The organism is Klebsiella sp. 141162 (assembly GCF_050600755.1).
Lineage (GTDB): Bacteria > Pseudomonadota > Gammaproteobacteria > Enterobacterales > Enterobacteriaceae > Klebsiella > Klebsiella aerogenes.
Genome location: NZ_JAQIRI010000006.1, coordinates 76158 through 93917 on the forward strand (window position 1 = coordinate 76158; position 17760 = coordinate 93917).

Sequence of the window (17760 nt, forward strand, 5' to 3'; positions counted from 1 at the left end):
TATAAAAGGGTAAACAAACTTTGACACCCAAGGTTTTGTCACAATGTTTTCGCAAATTAGTGACAAATTAGGGGTTGCGCCACGAAGCAAAACAGAATAAAAATACACTTATTACGAATAATCATGCATTGAGGGCTTGTCATGGTGAAGGAGCGTCGCACTGAACTGGTCGAGGGATTCCGCCATTCTGTTCCCTATATAAACGCGCACCGGGGAAAAACGTTTGTCATCATGCTGGGCGGAGAAGCCATCGAGCATGATAACTTTTCCAGCATAGTCAATGACATTGGCTTATTGCATAGCCTCGGTATTCGCCTGGTAGTGGTTTATGGCGCGCGCCCGCAAATTGACGCTAATCTCGCGGAACACCACCACGAGCCGGTTTACCACAAGCAAACCCGCGTCACCGACGCCAAAACCCTTGAGCTGGTGAAGCAGGCCGCCGGTATGCTGCAGTTAGAAATTACCGCCCGCCTGTCGATGAGCCTCGGCAATACGCCCCTGCAGGGGGCGCATATCAACGTGGTGAGCGGCAATTTTATTATCGCTCAACCTCTTGGGGTCGATGATGGCGTGGATTACTGCCACAGCGGCCGTATTCGCCGCATCGACGAAGAAGCCATTCATCGCCAACTGGACAGCGGCGCAATCGTGCTCATGGGCCCGGTCGCGGTATCCGTCACCGGCGAGAGCTTCAACCTCACTTCTGAAGAGATAGCCACCCAGCTGGCGGTAAAGCTGAAAGCTGAAAAGATGATCGGCTTCTGCTCGTCGCAGGGGGTCTACGACCAGCATGGCGAGATCGTTTCCGAACTGTTCCCTAATGAGGCGCAGGCGCGGGTAGAGGAGCTGGAAGCGGAAGAAGACTATAATTCCGGTACCGTACGCTTCCTGCGCGGGGCGGTGAAAGCCTGCCGCAGCGGGGTGCGTCGCTGCCATTTAATTAGCTATCAGGAAGATGGCGCGCTGCTGCAGGAACTGTTCTCACGTGACGGTATCGGTACGCAGATCGTCATGGAAAGCGCCGAGCAGATCCGCCGGGCAACCATTAACGATATCGGCGGCATCCTCGATCTTATCAGCCCGCTGGAGCAGCAAGGCATTCTGGTGCGCCGCTCGCGCGAACAGCTGGAAATGGAGATAGATAAATTCACCATCATCCAGCGCGATAACACCACCATCGCCTGCGCCGCGCTCTATCCATTCCCGGAAGAGAAAATTGGCGAAATGGCCTGCGTAGCGGTGCATCCGGATTACCGTAGTTCGTCACGCGGCGAGGTACTGCTGAGCCGGATCGCCGCCCAGGCGAAGCAGATGGGGCTCAGCAAGCTATTCGTATTGACCACCCGTAGTATTCACTGGTTCCAGGAACGCGGCTTTACCCCGGTGGATATTGATTTGCTGCCGGAGAGTAAAAAACAGATGTACAACTATCAGCGCCGTTCGAAGGTATTGATGGCAGACCTGGGCTGACGGATCCCCCGGATAGCGGCTTGCGCCTATCCGGGCTACGGTTCGGTAGTCGGTTGGTAGCCCCGGTAAGCGTAAGCGCCACCGGGGGAGGATCCCCGGATAGCGGCTTACGCCTTATCCGGGCTACCCGATTGCAAATAGGCATATCCCACGCCTTCAGGATAGTCATTTTGTTCTATCACCGCCGCATCAGTGACAAATATTCAGCATCCGGGCTTTATTCCTGGTTTAATGCCGAGGTATATCTTTATCACTGCATCAACGCTATGCTCCTTCCTAAAGAATAAAAAAACAACACATTATTGATAAGCATGATGAATAATGCATAAATCTGATAGCTGGATTATTAATAGATCTCAGACGGTTGTTTCTATCATTGCTATATACCCATGGTTAATAATATTGATTACACATATTAAACACAGCCTCGTGCCCTACAATTTTACGGAAGATGGATTACATCTACTGGTTCCCATCACCGTATTATCTATTATTAACCTTGCGCTTTCGCTTATCACTATTGGATGCATGAGCGTTTTTACATTGCTAAAACCAAGAAAGCTAAAAAACTATTTCTGCGCAATGAATACCATGTCACCACTCTGGCTATACCTTTATATTTTACAGCAAATTACGACATATATTTATTTTGCATAGATTCAATAACACATTAAATAAACCCGGGTAGAACGCCATAGTCAATTCTATTAGAGAGCCGTCCAAAAAGATAAAGGTTAACAATGAAAAAGAAAACCAACGCAATTACTAAAAACATCAAGAAAATTACTGCCGTAATTTCGATTTACCCTTGGGTCTTACTGCTTTTAACCATGATGAGCAGTGGACCAGCCTATGCAGCCTTTTCCGCAGCCCTTATGACGGTCTTTTTATTTGTTATTTTATCTATCGTCAACCTTATTATTTCAGTAGTAATTATTGTTATTGCTGATATATCAACCTCACAGACTCCAAAAAGCTATGTAACCTATTTTTTGGCCATGAACTCTATTTCTCTGCTCTGGCTGCTACTTTTATTTGCTTATTAATCAGAGGTAAAGAGCGTATTCAGCCCAGCCCGAGTCCGGCGAAGATTTCCGCCAGACAGCTCTCAGGCGTAGCATATGGGACTCAATAAGCCGTTTGTGCTGACCGCTGCATTCACTGGAGCCAGGAGTACGGCTTTACACCTGTAGGTATTGATTGGCGACCGAAGCGCACACTTTCCAGGATGGATACGATGCTCCCATTCGATATACTTAGATTCTATCCCGCACGGTCAATTTAATGGGCAATTCAGCCTGACCACAAAAGGAAATAGACTATTTATGGATAATTCTGTCAACTGGTTTACCCGTAATACCAGCATCATTGTTATCACGCTCTCTATATATCCCTGGCTGCTGCTATTCATTCTACACCTGAATGGTACGTACAAAGGAACCGTGTTTGTACCAGCTTTCGAGGTGGCTATTTTTGCTTTCATGCTCTCTGTGTTTAACCTTATCATTTCAATTATTTTCATAACCTTCACATATATATTTTCACCCTCAGTTGCACAAAACGCCGTGGGACGTTTCTTTGCCATCAATTCCGTTTCTGTCGTTTGGATAGGTTTACTTTTATATTTCATTTAATGAGGATAACCATCCCCCTTCCTTTGCGCGAATCAAAACATCTTTGCCACCTGTTCCATACTACCGCGGTGGATTATGCCTTTAATTACCGCCTATCAGCTGCCGGGTACTGAACCCGGCAGATTCAGGTTTCACTGAGCAGCGAAAATCTCCGCCAGGCCGCTGCGCCGCTCGGTCCGCGTCACGATGGCCTGCGCCAGTACCTGCTCGTCGGCATAAAGCGACAGGCGCCGTTTGGCGCGGGTTATCGCAGTATAAACCAGCTCGCGGGTTACTAGCGGTACGCTACGAGAAGGTAAGATCAGCGCCGCATGATCGAACTCCGACCCTTGCGACTTATGCACCGTCATTGCCCATGCGGTATCGTGTTCCGGCAGGCGGCTTGGCTGCACCGATTTAATGCTGCCGTCCGGCATCGGGAACCATACGCGTAGGTCGCCGTCCCGTTCCAGCGCAATGCCGATATCGCCGTTAAACAGCCCCAGCGCGCTATCGTTCCGGGAAATCATCACCGGACGGCCATCGTACCAGCGTGAATGGCGCGGTAGCGTTATCGCCCGCTTACGGTGGAGCATCTGCTCCAGCTGTTCATTCACGCCGCTTACCCCATAAGGCCCTTCACGCAGCGCGCACAGCAGCTGAAACTCGCCGAAGGCGGCAATCATCTGTTCCGGCGCGGCCTGCTCGCGGCGCAGTTGCAGATAACGGCCGTAGCCCTCCTGTGCCGCCATCAGCATCGCTTCATACTCCTCGGTAGTGCTGAGCGGCCGCAGAACGATATCGTCAAACGGCTGGCGTAACGTCGCTTTCACGTCCGCACGCGCACCGGCGTTGACCGCCCGCGCCAGGCTGCCAATGCCGGAGTGACTGCCAAAGCGGTAGCTTTTTTGCAGCAGACATAGACTATCGCGCAGCGCTCCGGCCATCTGCCCCTCGCCCGCCGGCACCGTTGCGCCAGTCAGCCGCGACAGCTCTTGCGCTCGCGCCGCGGTATAGCCGGATGTCGCCCAGGCACAGATATCGCCAAGCACCGCCCCGGCTTCCACGGAGGCAAGCTGATCGCGATCGCCAAGAAAGATCACTCGCCCGTGCTCCGGCAAAGCATCAATCAGGCGCGACATCATCGGTAGGTCGATCATGGACGCTTCATCGACCACCAGCACATCCAGATGCAGCGGATTACCAGCGTGGTAGCGCATGCGCTGACTACCGGGCTGCGCCCCCAGCAGGCGATGCAGGGTACTGGCATCGGCGGGAATCAGCGCTTTTTGCTCCTCGCTAAGCGGAAGTTTTCTTAACGCCGATCCCAGAGATTCTGTCAGGCGCGCTGCCGCTTTACCGGTCGGCGCCGCCAGCCGAATTCGACAGCGCGACGTGTCGTTAATCTGAATCAGCGCCGCCAGCAGCTTCGCGACGGTGGTGGTCTTGCCGGTGCCGGGGCCGCCGGAAATCACCGAAATGCGCCGGGTCAGCGCCACCGCCGCGGCAACTTTTTGCCAGTCGATATCGTCGGTTGCCGGAAAGAGTTCATTCAGGGTTGCCGTTAGCCGCCCTTCATCGACCTCCAGCACCCGGTTCGTCTCATTAAAGAAGCGGGCGACGGTGAGTTCATTACGCCACATGCGGTTCAGGTACAACCTGTCGCCGCATAAAATCATCGGCGTCGGTTCGTCGCCGCGGCTCACCGCTGACGAAGAAAGCAACAATTGAGGCCAGTCCTGCGGCGCGCCGGCCATCGCCAGCAACTGGTCGCGGATCTCGCCGGCCTTGCCGCTTAGCGCTTCTTCAGCGTTGAGGCGCGACAGCGGCAGACAGACATGCCCCTCGCCGGCATCCCGGCTCAGCAGCGCGGCGGCCAGCTTCACTGCCGGAGGGGCATCCTGCGCCACCATCAGCGCAAACTGTACGTCCAGCGGCCGCAGCAGACGCTGCTCGGCGGCGGCCAACAGCAGTTCATCCATGGTCATAAGCCCACCTCCTGAGTAACACCAGCAAATAACGCATCGAGGCCGTCAATCAGCGGCTGCGCCGGGCGGGTGGTGAAGATCCCCTGCCCGCCTTCCTGCCCGTCCATGCCGCGTAAAAAGAGATAAATGACGCCGCCAAAGTGCCGTTCGTAGTGATAATCGGCAATACGGTGACGCAGATAGCGATGCAGCGCCAGGCTATACAGCTGGTACTGCAGGTCATAACGATGCAGGCGCATCGCCTGGGTCATCGCCTGTTGGGTGTAAGCTTCGCGGTCTTCTCCCAGCCAGTTAGATTTGTAATCCAGCAGGTAATAGCGGCCATCGTGACGAAATACCAGATCGATAACCCCTTTCAACATGCCGCGGACCTGGCGGAAATCGAGCGCCGGGGTATCAGCCGAGAGCGGATCATAGCGGCGGATCAGCGCGTCCAACTGCAGCGGATCCAGCGGTTGTTCAATCGGTAGATAGAAGGCCATTTCCACCTGTTTATCCCGCGCGCCCAGCTGATTCAGGGCGATTTCGGCCCCCGGCAGGCGTGTTCGCAGCACGCCGTCCAGCCATTCGCTCAACACCGGCGCCCACTCTTCGCCAAAACCGTGCAACTGTAGTTTTTGCGCCATCCAGTCAACCGGTACCGGCTGGCTAAAATCGAGATCCTCAAACAGGCTATGCAGAAATGTTCCCGGCGACGCGCCGCGCGGGAACTGATGAGGCGTGAGCTGCGGCTCTTCCGCCACCTCGCCCACGCCCGCGGCATCGATATCGAGACGCGGTAGCAGGTCCTGACCTGCGCTGGAACCATGCTGCTGCAGGCCGGAATAGCTGGTCACCCGCCAGTCGTCCATAACCTGGCGTGCAAGTGTCCGCGCCGAAAGCGGCGGCAGCGCGTTTTCCGGCGCCTGCCACGGCGTCTGGTCCATGCTATCGGGAAGGCATAGCGCAATATCATCACTGCACAATGCCTGTAGCCGCGCGGTTAATCCCGCCGCGTCCATCGGCTCGCCGTCCTGCAGCAGACGGCCGAGGGCGCTGTGATGAAAATCGCTGTTGCCAGGTTTATCGCTACGGCGGGTACTTAACGGCGCAACCCCGAGACTGCAGTGCCACACCGCGCGGGTCAGGGCGACGTACAACAGGCGTAAATCCTCCGCCAGGCGCTCGGCTTCCGCCAGCTCAAGGCTATTCTCCCCTTCTCCGAGGTCGAGGACCGCGGCAAAGGAATCGCGGTCGTGATAAAACGCCTGATCCTGTTTACGAAAGCGCGCGATAAATGGCAGCCAGACCAGCGAATATTCCAGTCCTTTTGATTTGTGGATAGTGACGATTTGCACCAGATGCTTATCGCTCTCCAGACGCATCTGCTGGCTGGAAGCATTGCTGTCCGGTTCGGCGATATGTTGCGTCAGCCAGCGCACCAGCGCATGCTCGCTTTCGAGCTGATTCGCTGCTTCTTGCAATAATTCGCTGATATGCAAAATATCGGTCAAACGGCGTTCGCCGCCGTGGGTCGCCAGCAGGTTTTCGGCAATATGACGCGCCCCCATCAGCGCGCGCAGCATCGGCATTACGCCGCGCTGGCGCCAGATCTGCCGGTATTCACTGAACTCCTCTACCAGCGCATCCCAGGCACGTTCATCCTGATTGAGGTTTTCGATATCCTGCGCGTTAAGGCCAAACATCGACGTTGCCAGCGCGCTGCGTAGCGTGTTTTCACGCTCTGGCGCCAGTACCGCCTGTAGAACCCACAGTAATTCCTGCGCTTCCGGGGTTTCAAAAACGCTGTCGCGGTTTGAGAGATAGACCGACGGGATCGACAAGAGCTGCAGCGCATCGCGAATAAGCGCCGCTTCGAGGCGGTTACGCACCAGCACGGTGATATCGGAGGCGCGCACCGGCTCGGCGTTTTCGCCGCGCCACAGCAGCGCGCGCCCCTGCTGGCCGGCGCTGAGCCAGTCGCGGATCTGCGTCGCGCATAATTGCGCCATAAAGGACTGATAATCGCCAGAACCGACGGCTTCGCCAGGCATTAACCACATGTTCATCGCCGGGATCGGCTTCTCATCAATGGTAAAGCGCAACGTCTGATTTTTAGCGGCTGGCTTCACCGGCAAGAATGGGATCTCGCGGAACATGAAGGGATTATCACTCAGGCCGAACAGACGATTAACGCTCTGTACCATGCCCGGCGCCGAACGCCAGTTGGTATCCAGCGTATAGTGGGCGGCAACGTCGCCGCGCGCTTTCATATAGGTAAAAATATCGGCGCCGCGGAAGGCGTAAATCGCCTGTTTCGGGTCGCCAATTAACAGCAAAGCCGTATCCGGCTGGCGACGCCAGATGCGGCGGAAGATACGATACTGCTGCGGATCGGTATCCTGGAACTCATCGATCATCGCCACCGGGAAACGCTGGCGGATGGCGCTGGCCAACGCTTCGCCGCTGTCGCCGCGTAGCGCGTCGTCAAGACGGCTTAGCATGTCGTCAAAGCCCAGTTCGCCTCGACGCCGCTTTTCGCGGGCGACCGCTTCGCGGATCTCGACCATCGCCCTGGCGATAACCAGATCGTTTAAGGTCAGCGGTGAGGCAAGCAGCGCCTCTACCGCGCTGAATAGCGGATGCAGAGGCGGTTCGCCGCCGTCTTTGGTGCGCTCAATGAGGAACGGTTGCGAGAATTTTTCCAGCGCATCAGGCAGCTGATAACTTAGCGTTTCTTCCTGCGCCCAGGCGCTTACCTTTTCGATCCACTTGCCCTGGTTACCGCGGTTGAACTTGCGGCGATCAAGCCCTGAGCTTTCCAGCACGTTTTCAATTTCACCCACCTGCTCCCGCCACTGCTGCTTCAGCGCATTGATACGTTCCAGGATTTGCTGATGGCGGCTTGCCAGCGTCTCTTCCGCGGGCGGCGGCGATTTTAGCTGCGGCGCTTCGCCCTGCAGCCAGCGGTCTATAGCCTTGAGCAGATCGCGCGGCCCTTTCCATTGCTCATGGATCACGGCGGCGATATCGCGCGGCAGCGGATAGCAGTGGCGACGCCAGAAGTCGGCGCAGGCCTGATAACGCAGGCGGGATTCGTCTTCGATCAGTTGCTGTTCAAACAGCATGCCGGACTCGAAGGCGTTGAGGCTCAGCATTCGCTGACAGAAACCATGGATGGTAAAGACCGCGGCCTCGTCCATTTGCCGTTCCGCCAGCAACAACGTTTGCGCCGCCTGGTTTTTATCGGCAATTTCCGCAAGTAGAGATGCGTAGAGCGGATCGCTGGCGCTTTCGCGCAGGCAGGCAATCCGCAGCTCGTGGATATTACTACGGATTCGCCCGCGCAGCTCTTCCGTCGCCGCTTCGGTAAAGGTCACCACCAGCAGCTCTTCCACGCTGACCGGCCGGGGGAAAGCGGATTCGCCCCCCAGCCCCAGCAGCAGCCGGAGATATAGCGCGGCGATGGTAAAAGTTTTTCCGGTGCCCGCGGAGGCTTCTATCAGCCGCTCGCCCGTCAGGGGCAAGCGGAGTGGATCAAGAGACTCAGCGGTTTCGGTCATTCATTCTCTCGCATCAGGGGTAAGGATTTCTGCAATGCGCTGACGCTTTCCCATACCTTGCCGCCTTCAGGGGCGGCGTATTCCGCCTTGCCGTTCTGGCTGCCGGAAACCTGGGATAACAGTGCCATGCCTTGCGGATCCACCACCGTCTGATGGAAGAAGTCGGCAAGTTTTTGCGGCGTCAGCAGTTTAATCTGAGCCACTACTTTATCACGTGAATCGAAGCGCATATTACCGCGATCGAAATCTTTGCTCAGCTTTGATGCTTCTTCGCTCAACGTTTGCGGCGCCTGCAGCATCTGGCTAATCGCCGCCTGCTGGATCTGGGCAAACTCTTCCGGCTTCATCGCCCGCAGTTTGGCTTCCGCCGTCGGGAAGAAAGCCTGGAAGCGCTGCCAGAGGAAAGCAGGCTGTTTATCGCTACTCTGTAGCAGGAAGCCCATCCCCCACTGGCGGCCAACATTCATTGAGAAGGCAAATACCGCATAGCCGAGTTGTTCTTCAGTACGTAACTGGTTGTAGAACCAGGGCTGAATAATCTGCCCCAACAGTGAACTGGCGGCCATGCTGCTGTATTCATCGACGTTTGGCGGCGTGAAAACTGCCGCCAGCGCGGAGTCGGTGCTGCTGCCTGCTTTTTCAAACATCGCCAGCTGTTTGCTGTCGATCAGCACGTCTTTGTTGCGACACCACTCGTTACCATCGGCGCCAAGCTGTTTTTGGATCTGGCGGGCCAGATCGGTGGACTGCCGGGCGCTCATGTTACCGATGACCAGCAGCTCCGGCCGCCCCCTGGCTTTCAGGTTATCGCGATAGTTAATCACCTCTTTCAGAGTGATTGACGGCAGCAGCGCGCGGCGCGTTTTGCGCTCAAAATAGGGTACCTGCGACAGCATCTGAATCGGCATAATCGCCTGGTCATAGGCTTTGCCTTTGTCCGCCGAATCCATCATCTGGGCATACCAGGACTTCGCCTGCTCAAGCTGCTCTTCGGTCGGCGTATAGCTAAAGTAGCCGTCCAGCAGCGCGGTAAAGAGCTGCGGCAGGCGCTGGGTATAGCCGTTGGCGTTAACCATCAGACCGTTGTTGGCGCCGGTCGAGAAGCTGATTCCACCTACCGCGGCCTGGTTGCTGAGCTGGTCAAGCGCAATGCCGGCCAGATAATCATTCAGCGCGAACATCACCTGCCGGCGCGCGCTGTCCATCGCCTGCGGGTTACGCAGCACCAGAGAGACGTCGGCCTTCGGTTCGCTGGCAAAGTACTGGCTGGGGGCATACACCACGCGCAGCGTCGGCTCATCGACGATAAGCTCCGGATGCGGGTACGCCTTATCGCTCTTAATCAGCGTGAAATCATCCGGAATATAGGGGTTCAGCGCCGGCAGCTGCAGCTTGATGGCCGCAGATTTTTGCTGCCAGTCGGTGAAGGTCTGGGGGCTAATTTTATCAACCTGGTAAGGCGCGTTGACGAAATAAGCGGTTTTGTTGTGCGGCTCATTCGGGCTGATGTACCAGATACGCGCATTTTGCGGGGTCATCATCGCCAGACGGTCTTTAATCGCCTGGGCATCATAGCGGTCGGCGATATTAACCACGTCCAGTACGTGCTCTACCGGCACGCGAATCATGGTATCGGCCAGCCACTCCACATAATCCATATCGCGGTTAATCGACGGATAGCGGAAATCAAGCTCCAGCACGTGGGCTAACTCATCAAAGTAGCGCTTATCAATACCCTGAGTACGCAACAAATTCAGGTAGCTGAAGATTGCCGCGGTAACTTCATCGCGGTGCGCCAGGCCTTTATCGGTGAGAGTCGCGGAGATGGCCAGCACGCCGCTATTGCCGTTGACGGCCGGATCGGAATCCGCGCGAATCCCTTCCGCTAGCCCCTGCTTCTGCAGCCAGTCGGATAAGGTGCCGGGGCTGCGGTTGCCGATCATATAGGTCACCAGCTCGTCGGTCTTGCTGCGGAACTGAGCGCTGTTGTTATCAATGCGGAACTCAACGCGCAGAACTTTGCGCGGCATCGCCGGCACGTAGTGAATCACAATGCCCTTCTGCGCATCGGTCACAACCGGTACGGTAATTTCCGGCTTGCTGATGTCGTGGTTTGGCACCCGCCCGTAGGTCGCGGCGGCAATGCTTGCCAACACAGGCAGTGGCTTATTACTGTAGATGACCGCCTTCATCAGGTTTGCCGAGTACCAGCGGTCGCGGAAAGCGTGCAGCGCATCAAGCACCGGGCTACCAGGCTTATCGCTTAGCGTATCGAGGTTACCGCCGGAAAATTGTGAAGCCGGGTGCGCAGGGTTGATGGTTTCAGCGCTCACCTGCGCCATGCGCATCCCGTCCCGGGTGCGCGCCATGGTCAATTCGGCGTTGACCGCGTTACGTTCGCGTTCGGCATATTTTTTATCCAGCAGCGGCGCGGCAATGGCATCAGCCAGCCGATCGACGGCGCCGTTGAGCGCGTCATTTTCCACTTCAAGGTAGAACGCGGTGCGATACGGCGCGGTGCTGGCATTATGGCTGCCGCCGTGCATTTTGAGAAATTCAGCAAGGCTGTCAGGCTGCGGGTACTTCTGCGAGCCCATTAAGGTCATATGCTCGAGATAGTGCGCCAGTCCTTGATGATCGGCCGGATCCTGTAATGACCCCACCGGCACCACCAGCGCCGACAGCGATTTCACCGCCTGCGGATCGGATACCAGCAGCACGACCATGCCGTTTTGCAGGCGAATGGCCTGATATTGACGGGGATCTTTTTCGCTTTTACGAATGGTTTCCTGAATCGGTTGCCATCCGGTGTCTGCCTGACTTAACGGCGCCCAAAGGGCGACCACTACAACAAGAACTTTGAACCATAAACTGCGGGGCATTCACGGACCTCATCATTAACAAACTTCGCGCTGCATAGCATCAGCGTGGATACCCATCATCAGGCAAAACGCCATCTTCAAGGTATTTACAACATCAGTCCGTGATTCGATGCGCATAATAAATGAACAACCTTCTTCTGCGCAATTTTTATACTATTACAATTTTATTCGGACTGATGGAAACGAAATATCGGCAACAGATAACGCTGCGCCTGCGCGATAATCTCTTCATAGTACGCAGGCTCCAGAGTGCGCCACAGGCGCTGGTACCAGATATCGGCACCTTCGCCGCTCACCACCATATTACCTTCGTAGGCCTGAAGGAACTTACTGCGGGCTTTTTGTTGCGTTTCGTCATCCATTAACATGACATCCTTTTCCGCGTCGTAACAGGCTTTTAGCCACGCGCCGCCGCTTTCCGGCAACAGCAGTAGCGGTTTTGACATCCCCTGCAGGTAGCCTTCTACCAGCTCATTCAGGTACGCCTGCGCCTGCTCCGCCGCCAGCGGCGGGAAACGCCACTCGCCTTCTTTGCGCACGAACATCCGACTTTCGCCAAGACCGCCGCTAGCACAATAGACAAGATGTTCCAGCCAAAGTTGCACGCCCTGAGAGACGCTCAGCAGCGACGGTCGCCAGCGCAATAGCCCATCCGGCTGTACCTGCTGTAGCCAGCCGGTGAGATTGATACCGTTGCACTGTAGGTCGATCTCCATACTTTGCGCGGGTTGACGACTGGCGATAACCCGCTCAGCCAGGTTCTGCATTTCCTGACGCTGCGCCTCCCACGCCAGTTCGCCAAACGCGCCAAAGGGCAGCTCACCCGCCGCACGAAAACGACGATACATCGCTGACGCATCCTGTTGTTCAATCAGCGTATTCAGCAACTGTTGGTTCAACTGGTAACGGCTTAGCCCTTCAAGTACGAAAGGCTCATCTTCGGGGATCTCGCTCTCTTCTGAGCGGAAATTCACCCGCAGACGCTGCTGGAAGAAAGCGCGCACCGGATGCTGCCAAAAGCGTAATAGCTGTTCAAACGGCAGCGTGTCGATAGCAAGCGGCGCCAGCGGCTGGATAAATTCACTATGCGCCTCTCCCTGCTGGCTGGCGGCGGCCAGCCACTCTTTTGCATAGCTCTGATCTTCATCCGGCAGATAATTGGCGGCATCGAATGGCATACGCGTATGCAGATGGGTAATGTGCTCCTTAACGCGGCGTTCGCTGGCATCGCAGTCCAGCGCTTCATCGCCTTCAAGGCTGTGGCTCTGACCGATATAGTCCGCCAGTTCCTGTACCAGCACCGAAGGATAGCGCTCGCTGTTATCCTGGATTGAGCGCCCGATGTAGCTGATGTATAGCTTCTGTTCGGCCGACATCAGCGCTTCCAGGAACAGATAGCGGTCATCATCGCGACGGCTGCGGTCGCCGCGCTGCGGTTTTTGGCTCATTAAGTCAAAGCCCAGCGGCGCGAGTGTACGCGGGTAGACGCCATCGTTCATCCCCAGCAGGCAGACGACCTTGAAGGGGATAGAGCGCATCGGCATCAGGGTGCAGATATTCACCGGCCCGGCCAGGAAACGCTGGCTGATCCGCTGCTGATCGAGGCGCTGCGCCAGCTCATCGCGCAGCAGCGATAGCGGCACGGCAGCCCCGTACTGCGCATCCAGACCGCCATCGATGATGGCTTGCCATTGCTGTTCAATCAGCGCCAGCGCCGCTTCGGTGTCGCTATCCGGCAGGAAGAAATCCGTGAGCAGATCGCGGCACACCGGCAGCCACTCTGCCAGCGGGCGATCCTGCGCCAGACCGCGGCGCCACAGATTAAGCTGCATCAGTAACGACGCGAGATTCCCTACCAGTTCGGCAATCAGCCCGCTGGATTCATCATAGGGCAGCACCGACTGCCACTCGCCCTGACTGCTGTCCATCGCATACCCCAGCAGCATACGCGTTAAACCGAAACGCCAGGTGTGCTGCCCGGTCGCCGGGAGATCCATTTCGCGCACGTTGTCGTCATCCATACCCCAACGTACGCCGGATTCATTGACCCACTGACGCAAGTAGCGCAGCCCCTCTTCATTGATATTGAAGCGCGCCGCCAGTACCGGCACATCCAGCAGCGCCAGCACATCTTCACTGGCGAAGCGGCTGTCCGGCAGAGAAAGCAACGTGATAAACGCCTGTAGCGCTGGGTGCGATTCCCGCGCCCGACGGTCGGAAATCGCCCACGGCAGCCAGCGTTCGCCGCGCGCTGCGCCGAAGACCGCCTGAATATAGGGACTGTAGCTGTCGATATCGGCGACCATCACGATAATATCGCGCGGCGTCAGCGCCGGGTCTTCTTCCAGCATCGCCAGCAGTCGGTCGTGCAGCACTTCCACTTCACGTTGCGGGCTATGGCAGACGTGGATAGCCAGGCTGCGGTCTTCAATCGCCAGCGGGCGCTTGCTCTTACTGCTGGCGAACTCTTGCGCGGTGCGCCCTGCCACCGCGGCGTTGCGCAGATCCAGAATATCGGCCTGAAGGTTATGCAGCAGGTTATCGGGGGCGATATCGACAAAGGCGTCCAGCTCTTCATAGCGCTCCAGCCCGGCCAGCAGATAGATATAATCGCGCCCGAGCTTGCCCCACGAGGCCAGCAGCGGGTTGCCAACATCCTGCTCGCCATCATCATTAAACAACCCCGGCGCCTGTTCGGTGTCGCGGAACAGCGGCAGCTCGCGCGCCTCGCGGTGGCGGCGGCGCTGGCGCGACATCAGTTTGGCAAGAAACGCCGGATCTTTAATATCGCCCCAGTAGTAGCGACAGGGGTTAGTGAAGAGTACATAGACATCGACGTGCTTGCCCAGCGCCTGCAGGGCCTGCAAATACACCGGCGGCAGCGCGGAGATGCCACAGATAAAGACCCGCGACGGCAGCCCGGCTGGCGGCTGGTCAGCATTTTCCAGCGCGCTGATAAAGCGCTGATACAGATTAGCGCGGTGCCACAGCGGTTGCCCAAGCTCCGCGGTGTATTCGACTAACGCTTTCCACAGCGGAGCCTGCCACTGCTGAGCGTCGCCCAGCCCGTCAACCCGTTCATCGGCCTCCCAGCGCATCAGCCACTCCGGGCGATAGACCAGATACTGGTCATACAGATCGGCTACCCGCGCGGCTAGCTGGAATAGCTTACGCTTGTCGCTGTCATCGCTCAGATAGTGGCGCAGCAATGTGAAGGCGTCATCGTCGAGATACTGCGGTAGCAGGGTCATCAACTTCCAGCTCATGCTCTGTTTACTGAAGGCGCTCTCGCCGGGAATATCGTCTAGCACGCGAACGAACATATCCCAGATAAAGCTGGCCGGCAGCGGAAACTCGATATTCGCCGCAATGCCGAAGCGCTTTGCCAGCGTCATTTGTAGCCATTGCGCCATACCGGTACTTTGCACCAGCACCATTTCCGGCATGAAAGGGTCATCCAGCCGCTGGCGCTCGACGATAAACTCCATCAACGCTTCAAGCACATCCAGACGGTTTGAGTGGTACACCCTTAACATATTCGCTCCTGACTACTGATTTGCCGGACAATGTAGCCGGTTCATCTGCACCCGCTTAGCGGCGGGCATGGTGATCGTTACCGTGATGCTGACACAACTTTGCCTGGATGTCTGCAAGCGGCTTATTTGCCCTTGCGCGGGCTGTGCCGGGGGAATGAGCTGGCTAAAGCGCCACGCCTCCCGCCACTGCTGGCGATAGGCGTTCAATTGAGCGGCGCCGCTGGCCAGCCCGCGGTGATAACCGCCAAGCGCCGCGATGGTCATGATTAACAGCGCCATCGCTAATAATGTCTCCGCCAGGCTAAAACCGCGCTGGCGCGCTACGGCATCAGGCATAACGCACTCTCCTTTAACGGGCAAAAATCGCTCCAGCCATGCGCTAAATAGCGCAGCACGCCCTTTTCAACCCATGCTGACTGCCACAGCTGTACTGTGCCGCTGCCGGCGATAAGCAGCGCGCGGCCATCATTAAAAAGCCGCAGGCACGCTCGCCAGCGTTGGCTGTTTTCCTGTTGACACACCACATCGCTCTGCAGCGGCCAGTTCACCCCTTTGCCCCATTGCAGCGCCGACTGCGCGGCGGCCGTATCGCGAATCGCCTGGGTTTCGGCGCTCACCTGCGCCAGCAGAGATCGCTGCTGCTGATTCATCCCCTGCAACAGCAGGCTGCCCAGCGCCAGTAACAGCAGCACCATCAGCAGCGATGAAACTCCGCGCTGGCGTTTCACAGGTTGAACCCCGTCACCCGATATTGCGCCTCGGCAGAAATACGCGAGTCCGATTGCGCCTGCGCCCCCAGGGTAACGATAAGTTCAGGAGAAAAGCCGCTTATCGCCTGCCGCTCAACGTGAAAGCGCGTGACCGTGATAGCGGCGGGATTGGTCATTTTCTCCCAATTTTTACCGCCGCAGTCAGCGACGCCGCGCCGCGTTTCCAGCGCTCCGTCGCGCAGACGAAAACCGGTGGAATCGGCATCGGCCTCCGGCGCCAAATCCCAAGTGCCGTTACTGTTACCATCCCAGCGAACGATGACGCACTGTCCGCCGTCGGCTATCGCCAGCGCCTGACCATTACAGTGACCCGCGCAATATCCGGCTCGCTGCAGGTGTTTGGCTAACGCATAGACCCGCTGCCATAGTTCGTTTTCCAGCGCCTGCTGCTGCGTTTGGCGAAGAATCTGGCGCTGTAGCGCCGGAAGGAAACGAGCGGCCCCCAGCAGTAACACAGAGCCTATCGCCATAGCGATTAGCGTTTCAATGAGCGAAAAGCCGCGCACTGCTACTGGCATAATTCCTCTCCTTCCCGGCACAGGCGTATGCGCCCCCAGTTAGAGACAACGATCCGCCACGACCCGACCTCGCTTTGCAGCAGGATATGCCCGGCCCAGGCGCTGTTGCGCAGGCCGTAAAAACCGATGCCTGCCGTCAAATGTTGCAGCGTAATTCCCGGCCACAGCGGCTGCAGGGTAAAAGGCGTTTTCGCGTGACAGTCCGCTTCCACGCCGCTTACGCCCAGACACCAGCCTGCGGGCGAATGTCCGACGTTAATGATGCGATCGCGGTTGTGCCAGTTAGCGTCATCGCGCAGCAGAACGAGATAATCGCGCACCTGGCAGGCGACCTGCCACAGGCGCTGTTGCTGTTGCCAGCGCTGCCAGCCGTACATACCGCTGGCGCTGAGGATGACCACCAGCATCATGGTGACCAGCATTTCAATTAGGGTGTAGCCATGCTGTCTGTTCATGGCGCCGAGTATGCGTTGCTCTGAGTGTCAATTCGAATGGTAAATCTACGGTTCGCGTCGCGGCTCGGGAAAATATTTGGCGGTTGCAGGATGTTGAACGACGGCAGGAATCCGGCTCGCAAAATTTTGCGGAGGGCAAAAAAAACCGGCGCTGGTGGCGCCGGTTTGTCATCACTACAGAGACATTAAATCGCCACAGGCGCTTTAATTCCCGGATGCGGGTCATAACCTTCAATTTCGAAGTCTTCAAAACGGTAGTCGAAAATCGACGCCGGTTTGCGTTTTATGACCAGCTTCGGCAGCGGACGCGGTTCGCGGCTCAGCTGCAGGTTAGTCTGCTCCAGGTGATTGCTGTACAGGTGAGTGTCGCCGCCGGTCCAGACAAAATCGCCCACTTGCAGATCGCACTGCTGCGCCACCATATGCACCAGCAGCGCATAGCTGGCGATGTTGAACGGCAGACCGAGGAACACGTCGCAGGAGCGCTGATACAGCTGGCAGGAGAGCTTGCCGTCGGCGACGTAGAACTGGAAGAACGCGTGGCACGGCGCCAGCGCCATTTTATCCAGCTCGCCGACGTTCCACGCCGACACGATGATGCGGCGGGAATCCGGGTCATTTTTCAGCTGTTCCATGACCGTGCCGATCTGGTCGATATGGCGGCCGTCCGGCGCAGGCCAGGAACGCCACTGTTTGCCGTAGACCGGCCCCAGATCGCCATTCTCATCCGCCCACTCGTCCCAGATGGTGACGTTATTTTCGTGCAGATAGGCAATGTTGGTGTCGCCCTGCAGGAACCACAGCAGTTCATGGATGATGGAGCGTAAATGACAGCGCTTGGTGGTCACCAGCGGGAAGCCTTCCTGCAGGTTAAAACGCATCTGATGGCCGAAGATAGAGATCGTGCCAGTGCCGGTGCGGTCATTTTTTGGCGTGCCCTCGGCGAGCACTTTCTGCATCAAATCAAGATACTGTTTCATGGT

12 protein-coding genes are annotated in these 17760 nt (G+C 57.0%); 3 read left to right on the forward strand and 9 right to left on the reverse strand.

Features of this window, described 5'->3' with window-relative positions; genetic code table 11:
- Positions 1-141: 141 nt before the first annotated feature.
- The 3 genes from argA to PGR23_RS16990 all read left to right on the forward strand — a co-directional run bounded on the left by argA (position 142) and on the right by PGR23_RS16990 (position 3107).
- A complete protein-coding gene (argA, locus tag PGR23_RS16980) occupies positions 142-1473 on the forward strand; it encodes an amino-acid N-acetyltransferase (RefSeq protein WP_015369939.1) in 1332 nt (443 codons plus the stop codon).
- 740 nt (positions 1474-2213) lie between these two features.
- Complete coding sequence (locus PGR23_RS16985) at positions 2214-2519, forward strand: hypothetical protein (protein ID WP_396279445.1); 306 nt, start codon at positions 2214-2216, stop codon at positions 2517-2519.
- 279 nt (positions 2520-2798) lie between these two features.
- Positions 2799-3107 (forward strand): hypothetical protein, encoded by a 309-nt coding sequence (locus PGR23_RS16990; protein ID WP_049061285.1) that lies wholly within the window; start codon positions 2799-2801, stop codon positions 3105-3107.
- 131 nt (positions 3108-3238) lie between these two features.
- Here the strand turns inward: PGR23_RS16990 and recD are convergent, their stop codons facing one another.
- The 9 genes from recD to thyA all read right to left on the reverse strand — a co-directional run bounded on the left by recD (position 3239) and on the right by thyA (position 17757).
- A complete protein-coding gene (recD, locus tag PGR23_RS16995) occupies positions 3239-5074 on the reverse strand; it encodes an exodeoxyribonuclease V subunit alpha (RefSeq protein WP_396279444.1) in 1836 nt (611 codons plus the stop codon).
- Positions 5071-8616: an exodeoxyribonuclease V subunit beta gene (recB, locus tag PGR23_RS17000; RefSeq protein ID WP_396279443.1), complete on the reverse strand. Its 3546-nt coding sequence runs from the start codon at positions 8614-8616 to the stop codon at positions 5071-5073. The genes recD and recB overlap by 4 nt, the downstream gene beginning before the upstream one ends.
- Positions 8613-11498, reverse strand: coding sequence for a pitrilysin (ptrA, locus tag PGR23_RS17005; RefSeq protein WP_213797095.1), 2886 nt, complete (start codon positions 11496-11498; stop codon positions 8613-8615). Before ptrA ends, recB begins: the two co-directional genes overlap by 4 nt.
- A gap of 164 nt (positions 11499-11662) precedes the next feature.
- A complete protein-coding gene (gene recC, locus PGR23_RS17010; protein WP_396279442.1) occupies positions 11663-15034 on the reverse strand; it encodes an exodeoxyribonuclease V subunit gamma in 3372 nt (1123 codons plus the stop codon).
- A gap of 12 nt (positions 15035-15046) precedes the next feature.
- Positions 15047-15370 carry a prepilin-type N-terminal cleavage/methylation domain-containing protein gene (locus PGR23_RS17015; RefSeq protein WP_015369934.1) on the reverse strand — a complete coding sequence of 108 codons (324 nt, stop codon included), beginning with the start codon at positions 15368-15370 and terminating at the stop codon, positions 15047-15049.
- A complete protein-coding gene (locus PGR23_RS17020) occupies positions 15355-15762 on the reverse strand; it encodes a DUF2509 family protein (RefSeq protein ID WP_032715733.1) in 408 nt (135 codons plus the stop codon). The genes PGR23_RS17015 and PGR23_RS17020 overlap by 16 nt, the downstream gene beginning before the upstream one ends.
- On the reverse strand, positions 15759-16322 hold the full coding sequence (locus PGR23_RS17025) for a prepilin peptidase-dependent protein (protein ID WP_430915643.1): 564 nt from the start codon (positions 16320-16322) through the stop codon (positions 15759-15761). The genes PGR23_RS17020 and PGR23_RS17025 overlap by 4 nt, the downstream gene beginning before the upstream one ends.
- A complete protein-coding gene (locus PGR23_RS17030; protein ID WP_063447528.1) occupies positions 16313-16777 on the reverse strand; it encodes a prepilin peptidase-dependent protein in 465 nt (154 codons plus the stop codon). Before PGR23_RS17030 ends, PGR23_RS17025 begins: the two co-directional genes overlap by 10 nt.
- A gap of 185 nt (positions 16778-16962) precedes the next feature.
- Positions 16963-17757, reverse strand: a complete 795-nt coding sequence (thyA, locus tag PGR23_RS17035; RefSeq protein ID WP_045398131.1) for a thymidylate synthase — start codon at positions 17755-17757, stop codon at positions 16963-16965.
- Between the last annotated feature and the right edge of the window lie 3 nt (positions 17758-17760).